This is a genomic window from Rhodothermales bacterium (genome assembly GCA_013002345.1).
Lineage (GTDB): Bacteria > Bacteroidota > Rhodothermia > Rhodothermales > JABDKH01 > JABDKH01.
In genome coordinates this window covers 1-9,470 of record JABDKH010000062.1, presented here as the reverse complement: position 1 = coordinate 9,470, position 9,470 = coordinate 1, and the positions used below count along the sequence as shown (strand labels likewise).

The following is a 9,470-nucleotide window of genomic DNA, read 5'->3' as shown; positions in this document are numbered from 1 at the left end:
GAGCGTGTACGTGCTCAGGGCCTCGCGATCGTGCACACTGGTGAGAGCGTGGTAGTTGACAATGAAGTAGTACGCATCTTGCCGTGTATGCAGCACGATGTGCTGTCGAAGGGCTCCGAAATAGTTGCCGATGTGAAGCGTACCCGACGGTTGAATGCCGGATACGACGGTCACCGGATGGTTCGCGTTCGCCGTACGACTACTCTCTGTCTCCTTGCCATGCATACCCATCTGCCCCGTGTTATCTGATGTGCTCCTGCAGGAGTTTGAGTCGGGCCTCCGCATTCGCTTTCACAACGGCCAGGATCGCGCGTGTCCGCATCTGGTGTTCAACGTTCACTTCGTCGGCTACGAAATCCACAAACGACGCCTCCAGATCACGCAGTGCAGTCAATGCTGCCGGCCGATTGTTGTCGACGGCGAAGCTTGACGGCTCCAGATCGGTTCCGTTGTACGGGGTCCCACCACAACTGAACACCGTCTCTGCGAGCTTGCCAACGTCTGCCCGAGCCGTCTTCTGCAGCGATGCGAGCTGTGCATCCAGGCCTCCTCCTTGCGAGGACCGAAGGAACGCATCGTAGTGCTGATTCAGGGCGATCAATCGATGGATCACGGGATTGACGCGGTCGACCGTTTCGGCGCGGGATATCGTCTTGCCGGCCCAGCCTTTTTGTAGTAATAGATCTTTCAGCATCGATCTCTGGATTATGGTTGCGAGCGGACCCTATGCTACAAACAGGGTATTGATTTTCTGCGTTCCTGCTGGATATTCGTCAAATTATGACATCCGGTACTCCGCCTAAAGAAGGTTGAGCGCAGCCATCTGGATGGCGTGATCCAGCGCCATGGCCTTATTCCGCGTTTCGTCAAACTCGGCCTCCGGATCGCTATCGGCAACGATTCCTGCTCCCGCCTGGACGTGCACGTGGCCATCGTGGACGACCATCGTCCGGATGGCGATGCAAGTGTCCAGGTTTCCGGAGAAATCAAGGTAGCCCACGGCTCCTGCATAGAGGCCGCGGCGGTTTGGCTCGAGGCTCTCGATAATCTCCATGGCTCGAACCTTCGGCGCACCGCTGACCGTTCCCGCCGGGAAGCAGGCCTTGAGCGCATCCACGGCATCGAACTCATTCCCCAGTGTGCCGGAGACAGACGACACGATGTGCATCACGTGCGAGAAGCGTTCGACATAGGCAAACGCATCCACCGTTACCGTGCCCTCCTCACACACGCGGCTGAGATCGTTTCGTCCGAGGTCGACGAGCATGACGTGTTCCGCACGCTCCTTGGGGTCCGCGAGCAGATCAGTCTCGTGGGCCCTGTCCTCGGCGGGCGTTGCGCCCCGTGGCCGCGTCCCTGCAATCGGCAGCGTTTCGGCAAGACCATTCTCAACCCGAACCAGAAGCTCAGGCGAAGACCCTACAATCGAGTACGTTTCGTAGTCCATGTAGAATAGGTAGGGCGAGGGGTTAACCTGCCGGAGCGCCCGGTACAGATTGAAGTTGTCGCCGGAGAATGACTTGGTAAAACGTTGGGAGACGACAACCTGGAAAATGTCGCCGTCGCGGATGTACCGCTTTGCAGATTCAACGGCTTCCAGAAAGGCAGACCGCTCGAAATTGGATTGCATGGCGCCTTCGGCCATCGATATCGGTTCCGGAAGATCGATGGAGCCGAAATGCAGATCCTGCACGACAGCTTCAATTCGCTCCATGGCGATCGCCCGCTCCTTTTCCACATCCGAGTTTGTGTCGATGAACATGTTCGAGATGACCACGATCTGATGCTTGACGTGGTCGAACGCGACTACCGTGTCGTAGAGGCACCAGGTCGCAACCGGCAACCCGAGGTCGTCCTCAAGAAGGTCCGGAAGTGACTCAAGTCGACGTACCGTATCGTACCCGAAGTATCCGACGGCACCCCCGGTGAACCGCGGCAAATTCGGATGGCGTATCTCTGTGAATTCGTTCGCGAACTGCCGCACCGCGTCAAATATGTCTCCGGCCTCGAAGTGCTCAGGTGGCGACCCCTCCCGTGTCACGATGACACCGTCGTCGACCGACCGAATGGTGAGGTACGGGTTTCTTCCGATGAATGAGTATCGGGCCACCTTCTCGCCGCCCTCGACGCTCTCCAACAGAAAGCAATATGTACTACTTCGGCGGAGCGACAGGAACGCGGCGACCGGCGTCAGGAGGTCGGCGCTCAGGCGTCGGGTGACCGGGACGACAATCGGTCCGAGGCGCTCGACGAGCTCCTCCAGTCCTTCCGTCGTCTGTTCGATTTCGTTCACGGTCATGGTGTGATTCGAGACAAACAAAAAAGCCCGCTGCGGTCTATCTGGCAGCGGGCTGTACAGCGTCCGGCAAGAAATTCGGCACGAAATCCTACCTGCGCCCGCGGCTGTCGGGAGCGCACCACCAACCGTTCAGCGGTGTGCAGGACGATGATCTTGAGCGGTCAATCATGGCGATGAAGATACGAGAGCACCGCGCTGTCAATCAAGTTGTCCGGCAGCCGGCACGTCAGGTGGCCACGTGATCTGGGCCATCGCCACCGGGGTGCAGGGTAGTGGGGCTCGTCATCGGTCCAAACTGCGGACCCTCCAACGAAGTAATTCCTACCATCGGGTAAGCGAGTTCGATACCTCCCTGTTCGCGCAGGGCCTGCAGGATGCTCACCGTAAGGGCATGCTCGGTTCCTCTCCTCTTGCGGACGTTGCACAGGTATCGCAGCGTAAGGCGAACGCCGTTCTCGACAACACGGACATACACGAACGGAGTCAGAATACTGTAGTGGACCAGGAATTCGCGCGACATCTGCCGGATTTCGTCAGCGGCCTGGTGCTCCACCAATCGGGTTGACTCTTCGGCATACTGCTGCATGATGCCGCGCGCCTTGTCCCAGTCGGACCGAAACGTGACCGTGATCGGGAGCTCGTTCCAGATAAAATTGAATCCTCGCGTGTAGTTGTAGACCGCGTGGCTCAGATTCCACCCATTCGGGATATGCGTGATTCGACCCGTGCTCTGGTCTGCCTGAACCCAGCTGCCGATTTCCATCACGGTCGTCCGCATGACGCGGATATCGATCACGTCACCCTGGATCTTGTTGACCTCGATCCTGTCGCCCTGCCGATAGGGGGTAAGGAGCGTGACGTAAAACCATCCTGCCAGGTTGAGGAGAACTTCCCTCATCGCGATGGCAAGACCAGCTCCGATGACGGTGAGGACGGTGATCAGGTCGCCCAGTCGTGGCGAGAGCACGCTCACCAGAATGACGACGATCGCGAATCCACCGACGCGCCCGATGATCCGGGAGGTGTAGTACACGCGACTTGGCTCGCCGCCGTACCGTTTGGCGAGGCGCTGGCCAATGCGCACCAGCAGCAGCACAACGAGTGACACCCCGAGGGCGAAAATCACTCGCTGAACGATTTCGTTGCTCAGGTCGAGATCGAAGGGCATCGCAGGTCCGACATGATTCGGAATGCAAAGTAGGACTTCTTCGGGAAACGTCCACTTGATGCACTTGGTTGCCGCACATCAAGAGTTGACACGTCGCAGTGCGGGTCCGCGCAAGAGCACGAAATCACGAACCGTCTCGAGCGTTCGGCAGCTCGGTCGGGTAACAACCAGCGGCTAAACTTTTGCCCGCTGACGGCGTTAAGCGCCGTCGATGGTGTGCCCGTCAGCCATGCATTCGCAAGTAGACGGCAAGCGCAAGCGTAACGCAACTAGATCAAGGGAGTCAGTGATGGCGCGTACTGCAAATATTCGGCCGCTCGGCGTCTACAGACCTGTACTGGATACCGCCGTCTTCGTGCTTGGTCTGATCGGTATACTCGTCGTAGTCCATCTCTGGATTCAGTCCGGCCGCGGGTTTGATCGCGGGTGCTTCGGCTTCTCTTCGACGGCCGCCACGGTCGAATGCGAGGCAGTGACCCGAAGCGATGCCGGCATGATGCTGGGCGTCTCGAACGTCATCTGGGGACTCATCTTTTACATCGGACTTACGATTCTGAGCTTCGCGACCGTCGTCGTGGGCCTGGACAAGCTGGAGTCCGTCAAGCGACTACGTGCTGCCGCTATCGGTGTGGGATTTCTCTATTCCGTGTATCTCGTGTACGTACAGGTTGCTCAGATTGGAGAGTTTTGCAAGCTGTGCATGATGTCGGCCTCGATCGTTGCGATCCTCCTGGTTCTTCAGATTATCGACCTCAGGTCCAGGCCGCAGCCCGAAGCCGCTTCGGAGGGCAGTTCGTCCCGAGTGAAGATGTTCGTGATCATGTTGGGCGCGGTCGTAATCCTGTCGGGAGTCGACGTGCTCTATTTCGGGAGCCTGCCTCCGCTTGAAGCGACGGCGACAGCGGCCGCTCAATCCGGTCAGGAGAACGTTCTTGTCGACGATTCGAATGTCGGAGAATGTCATTATGACCCTGAGAAACCGCTTGTAGAGAATTACAGGGATCTCGTCACATTCAGTGACCCGAGCAAGGGTAACCCGGATGCGTCGGTTACTGTGATTGAGTTCTTTGATCCAAACTGCCCTCATTGTGCGACGCTCCACCCGATCATGGAGCAGGTGGTTGCCGAGTATGGTGAGAGGGCGTGGTTTGTCTGGCGACCGTTCGTTCTGTGGGAATACTCGGTGTCACAGGTGGAGGCGATGTACTTCGCTGCCCAGGACAACAAGTTCTTCGAGATGATGGAAGAGCAGTTCCGTCGGCAGCGCCAGGGCGGCATCGGGATCGACGAGCTGGGTGAAATCGCGACGCAGATCGGACTGGATGGCGAGCTGATGAAGACCCGGCTTAGCCGCGGTCTCTATCGCAATATCATTATGCGCCAGCGCCAAAGCGGTGTGGACGCCGGTATCACGTCCGTGCCTGCCGTGATGATCAATGGCCGCTTTGTCCAGAGCTCTTCGAAAACGGCCGAGTGCCTCGGGCAGTTGATCGACGCCGCTGCCAGGTAGGATTCAAGACGAACGTCTACGCGTCCAGGTGCGCCAGCTCGACAGCGAAGCCGAACCCGGTGGGCCGTATCTGGTCCATCTTCCGGGCCGTCACTCTCATCCAGACCCACTGCTCGTCTGCATTTCGCATGCGGACCATCCACCGCGCGCGCCGCTTGCCGTTGCAGGCCATGGAGGCCAGGTCGCGCATCACCAGCACCAGGTTTCGGCTATGGATGTGTGCGAAGAAGCAGGGGTCGATGGGAGCGGCGGGACCGTATCCAATCAGTTTCCGGGCCGATGGGGATATGTCGGTGATGTTGCAGCCCGCGTCCAGGAGCAGGCCGGCCCGCTCCGGGTTGACATGCGTTCTGCTGTAGGGATTTGTGCCGGGAAAGCCGACAATCTGTGATTCTTGACCCATAAGGCTGCGAGTCGAGGACATGATCCGCTGGCTGCCTGCTCGAGACTCAGGCGACCGCTGAGTAATGATGTGATGCGCAACACTGTCTGAAACGCACAAAACTGAAACACTTGCGCGTTCGGCCGGGGGCTCAACCGAGGTGGCGAACGGGGCACCGGGTCGGCGATTCAAGAAAGTGTGCATTATTTGGTGCAGGGAGGGGTCGGATCTTATCTTCACAAGCTGTGGTTAATGTGCACTCCGTCTTATTCGTTAGCCTGAATCTTTTTCAGGGACGATGGTTATGGAACAGGCCGCAGCCCGACCTGCTTCGTCCGAATTCCTCCTCTTCCTTCGCCAACCTATCCCGTCGAGTCTCGCATGGCGTCAATGAAGCTTTCAAACTTCTTGTTCGATTTTCCGAAATCGTTAGTCGCGAAGTACCCCGCTGAACCGCGAGACAGCTCCAAGGTGATGGTTCTCGATCGGGAGAAAAGGACCATAGAGCACAAGTCGTTCAGCAGCATCACCGACTATTTCAACGCCGGGGATGTCCTGATCGTCAACAACACGAAGGTGTTTCCAGCCCGCCTCTATGGCAATAAGGAAAAGACCGGCGCCCGCATCGAGGTATTCCTTCTGCGTGAGCTTAATCCGGAGAGCCGTCTCTGGGATGTCATCGTGGATCCTGCTCGCAAGATCCGGATTGGCAACAAGCTCTACTTCGAGAATGGCCTTGTGGCCGAGGTGATAGACAACACGACTTCCAGAGGCCGGACAATCCGCTTTGTTTTCGAAGGCGAGAACGAGGAGTTGTACTCGAAGATCGATGAGATCGGTGAGACGCCCATTCCTCCGTACGTAAAACGGAAGGTGGAGTCTGAAGACCGTGACCGCTACCAGACCATGTTTGCGGAGGAACGTGGTGCGGTCGCTGCTCCGACGGCCGGCCTGCATTTCACGCCCGGGCTGGTCAAGAAACTGGAGAAGAAGGGCGTGCACATCGTCCCGGTCACGCTCCACGTCGGCCTCGGCACATTCAGACCGGTCGAGGTCGAGGACCTGACGAAGCACCGAATGGATTCCGAATTCTATCACGTCCCGCCTGAAACAGCTGATGTCGTAAACGAGGCCCTATCGGCGCCGGATCGAAAGGTAACCGCGGTGGGCACCACTGTCGTGCGCGCGATCGAGTCGAGCCTCTCCGCATCGAACGCCCTGAAGGCGAATATCGGATGGACGGACAAATTCATCTATCCGCACTACGAGTTCAGGATCACGGAGAGGCTGATCACGAATTTCCATCGTCCGCGCAGCACGCTCCTAATGCTGGTGTCGGCTTTCGGTGGCTACGACTTCGTTATGGAGGCGTATCGCGAGGCGATGAAGAAGAAATATCGCCTGTTCTCCTTCGGCGACGCGATGTTCATCATCTAGGGGACCGGGATCTGCCAAAAACGCCGACCGGACGGGACTCATGAACAACGACGCTGCCGGAGTGCCGGATGTGACCGTTCTCGTTCCCGCGGCTGGAGAAGGACGCCGCCTTGGAGGTCCTCCCAAGCAGTTCCGCTCCCTCGGCAACGCACCTCTCCTCGTGCAGACATTACGGGCGTTCGACCGCCACCCGTACATATCTCGGTTGCTCGTAGTGGCACCACCCGACCGCATCGCCGACCTGAAGCAAGAACTTGCCCCGTTCGATCTGCAGAAGATGAGCGATATCGTAGCCGGAGGAAGGACGCGGCAGGAGTCTGTTCGTCTCGGACTTCAGTCCGTGCACCCGACGTGCGAGCTCATTCTGGTACACGATGCCGTACGTCCGTTCGTGTCCAGGCAAGAGATCACCGACGTTGTCGAGGCCGCCAGAGCCCATGGTGCCGCGTCTGTAGCGGTTCCGGTGGTCGACACCTTACGATCCGCAGCCGGCGAGTTCTTCGGACCAACCGTTTCCCGAGCGGGCGTCTTCCGGGTGCAGACTCCGCAGGGATTCGCCCGGACTGTACTGGTCAGTGCGCACGACGCCGCCGCGAAGCAAGGTCTGGAGGCAACGGACGACGTCGAGGTGGCACAGATGGCGGGCCACAACGTTTACATGGTTCACGGCTCTACCGAGAATTTCAAAATTACGACCGCCGGTGACTGGCGCCGCGCGGAGCGGATCTGGGAATCGTGGTCGGCGGAGAATCGATCATGAGAGTGGGCTACGGATACGACGTTCACAGACTGGTTGAAGGCCGCCGCCTCGTTCTAGGGGGCGTCGAAATCGAATATCCCTTTGGGCTGCAAGGACATTCAGATGCGGACGTGGTTTTGCACGCGATTACAGACGCACTCCTTGGAGCGGCGGCGCTCGGTGACATCGGTCGGCATTTCCCGGACTCGGACGCGAGATGGAAGGACGCCGATAGTCGCATGTTTCTTGCGGAGGCGGGTCGAATGATTGGCGCCGCCGGCTATCGCCTATCCAACATCGACGTCACGATCATTGCGGAGAAGCCGCGCATAGAACCACATGCAGGGAGTATGCGCTCAATCATTGCTGATCTTCTGGCGATTCAGGTGTCGCAGGTTTCGGTCAAGGCCACCACGTCGGAAGGGATGGGATTTGTTGGTGAGGGTCTGGGGATTGCCGCGCACGCGGTTTGTCTCCTGGCAGAGGAGCAGGGAGGGGGGTGATCACACCTTATGGGAGAGTTTTTCCTGGAGGTCTTCGAGTGGATCCAGACGCTGTCGCCGCTGGCTGTCTACGTGGCTATTCTGGTTATCGCGTACGGCGAGAACGTCCTGCCTCCCGTCCCCGGTGATATGATCGTCGTACTCGGAGGCTATCTGGCCGGCACGGGTTCCCTGAACATCGGGATCGTCATCGGCCTCGCCACGCTGGGAGGCGCGCTGGGCTTCATGACGATGTATGCGTTCGGCCACATGATCGGCGGCGCCGTGATGGATCCCGACCGTCTGAAATGGATTCCCAAGCGCAGAGTGCGGCGTGCCCAGGAGTGGCTTCGGATGTGGGGCTACGGGGTGATCGCAGCCAACCGATTCCTCAGCGGGCTGCGATCGGTGATATCAATCACGGTTGGAATGGCCAACATGAGCGTCTGGAAAACGATACTGTGGTCTACGGTCAGTTCGGCCGTATGGACATGCCTTATTGCTTTCCTTGGTTTCAAGGTGGGAGAGAACTGGCAGGTTGTCAGCGTCTGGATCCGCCAGTACGGTCAGGCAATCGGGATCGCGATCGTAATATTCATTGTCGCGCAGGTAATCCGGTACCGATTGAACATCAAACGGAACGGCGATGGGGAAGACGGCGGGGGGCGCGTTGACGCGGTTGTGGGTTGATGGGGTCCGTCGATACTTCACCGAATCATAAATTGCGTTTCTTGACACGCGTCTCCGCGAATCAGTAACTTCACAATCTTGGACGTAGTACACGGTTCGACGCTGCTGGCGTAGCTCAACTGGTAGAGCAGCTCACTTGTAATGAGCAGGTTGGGGGTTCGAGTCCCTCCGCCAGCTCTGCCGGACTGGGATTCGGCATTGCGGACTGGGGCAGGTGGCCGAGTGGTTAAAGGCGCCAGACTGTAAATCTGGTCCCGTACGGGTACGGAGGTTCGAATCCTCCCCTGCCCACTGAAGGTTGATTGACTTAATAGTAGCGGGAGTAGCTCAGTTGGTAGAGCATCAGCCTTCCAAGCTGAGGGTCGCGGGTTCGAATCCCGTCTCCCGCTCTCGGAGATGCCGCAAAAGTACCATGGAGCGCCTGGTCGACGTACCGGTTCCCGGTTTGCTGCGGCAGGTCCGTTATCGGATCGCCGCCTTAGCTCAGTGGTAGAGCACTTCCATGGTAAGGAAGGGGTCATCGGTTCAAATCCGATAGGCGGCTCACTCGGAGAACGTATTTCCTAACAGATTTCAGGCTCGGGCGACACCGTCGGAGTCAAAAGCGAAATTCCACTAACACGAAGCGCGGACAAAGTCATGGCGAAGGAGACATTTCAGCGAACGAAGCCGCACGTGAACGTCGGTACGATTGGTCACGTGGATCATGGTAAGACGACACTGACGGCGGCGATCACGCAGGTTTTGTCGAAGCGTGTCACGG

11 protein-coding genes and 4 tRNA genes are annotated in these 9,470 nt (G+C 58.4%); 10 read left to right on the top strand and 5 right to left on the bottom strand.

All coding sequences use genetic code 11. The annotated features are described in order from the left end of the window. From HKN37_03175 to HKN37_03160, 4 genes are all read right to left on the bottom strand, one after another. The coding region (locus HKN37_03175) for a tryptophan--tRNA ligase (protein NNE45641.1) at window positions 1-174 on the bottom strand (174 nt) is incomplete at its 3' end. Between the two features lie 67 nt (window positions 175-241). Beyond that, the gene (locus HKN37_03170; GenBank protein ID NNE45640.1) at window positions 242-694 is read right to left on the bottom strand and encodes a hypothetical protein; all 453 of its coding nucleotides are present in this window, start codon (window positions 692-694) and stop codon (window positions 242-244) included. A 105-nt stretch (window positions 695-799) separates the two neighbouring features. Next, a complete protein-coding gene (gene trpE, locus HKN37_03165; GenBank protein ID NNE45639.1) occupies window positions 800-2,299 on the bottom strand; it encodes an anthranilate synthase component I in 1,500 nt (499 codons plus the stop codon). 226 nt (window positions 2,300-2,525) lie between these two features. Next, window positions 2,526-3,467 carry a mechanosensitive ion channel family protein gene (locus tag HKN37_03160; GenBank protein NNE45638.1) on the bottom strand — a complete coding sequence of 314 codons (942 nt, stop codon included), beginning with the start codon at window positions 3,465-3,467 and terminating at the stop codon, window positions 2,526-2,528. Between the two features lie 289 nt (window positions 3,468-3,756). On the opposite strand from HKN37_03160, the gene HKN37_03155 reads away from it, so the two are divergent. Beyond that, a complete protein-coding gene (locus HKN37_03155; GenBank protein ID NNE45637.1) occupies window positions 3,757-4,977 on the top strand; it encodes a vitamin K epoxide reductase family protein in 1,221 nt (406 codons plus the stop codon). A gap of 16 nt (window positions 4,978-4,993) precedes the next feature. Here the strand turns inward: HKN37_03155 and HKN37_03150 are convergent, their stop codons facing one another. Then, complete coding sequence (locus HKN37_03150; protein ID NNE45636.1) at window positions 4,994-5,380, bottom strand: PAS domain-containing protein; 387 nt, start codon at window positions 5,378-5,380, stop codon at window positions 4,994-4,996. A gap of 369 nt (window positions 5,381-5,749) precedes the next feature. Here HKN37_03150 and queA point away from each other — a divergent pair, with 369 nt between their 5' ends. The 9 genes from queA to tuf form a co-directional block, all read left to right on the top strand. Then, window positions 5,750-6,796: a tRNA preQ1(34) S-adenosylmethionine ribosyltransferase-isomerase QueA gene (gene queA / locus HKN37_03145; protein ID NNE45635.1), complete on the top strand. Its 1,047-nt coding sequence runs from the start codon at window positions 5,750-5,752 to the stop codon at window positions 6,794-6,796. A 40-nt stretch (window positions 6,797-6,836) separates the two neighbouring features. Continuing rightward, complete coding sequence (gene ispD / locus HKN37_03140; protein ID NNE45634.1) at window positions 6,837-7,556, top strand: 2-C-methyl-D-erythritol 4-phosphate cytidylyltransferase; 720 nt, start codon at window positions 6,837-6,839, stop codon at window positions 7,554-7,556. Beyond that, window positions 7,553-8,038, top strand: a complete 486-nt coding sequence (locus tag HKN37_03135) for a 2-C-methyl-D-erythritol 2,4-cyclodiphosphate synthase (protein NNE45633.1) — start codon at window positions 7,553-7,555, stop codon at window positions 8,036-8,038. Before ispD ends, HKN37_03135 begins: the two co-directional genes overlap by 4 nt. 9 nt (window positions 8,039-8,047) lie before the next feature. Continuing rightward, complete coding sequence (locus tag HKN37_03130; protein ID NNE45632.1) at window positions 8,048-8,707, top strand: DedA family protein; 660 nt, start codon at window positions 8,048-8,050, stop codon at window positions 8,705-8,707. Window positions 8,708-8,811: 104 nt separating this feature from the next. After that, window positions 8,812-8,884: transfer RNA gene (locus HKN37_03125), tRNA-Thr, on the top strand. A gap of 31 nt (window positions 8,885-8,915) precedes the next feature. Next, window positions 8,916-8,998, top strand: a tRNA-Tyr gene (locus HKN37_03120). Window positions 8,999-9,023: 25 nt separating this feature from the next. Continuing rightward, window positions 9,024-9,096: transfer RNA gene (locus HKN37_03115), tRNA-Gly, on the top strand. A gap of 83 nt (window positions 9,097-9,179) precedes the next feature. Beyond that, a tRNA-Thr gene (locus HKN37_03110) sits at window positions 9,180-9,251 on the top strand. Between the two features lie 95 nt (window positions 9,252-9,346). Further along, window positions 9,347-9,470 (top strand): elongation factor Tu (tuf, locus tag HKN37_03105; protein NNE45631.1); only part of this gene is annotated, 124 nt, incomplete at its 3' end.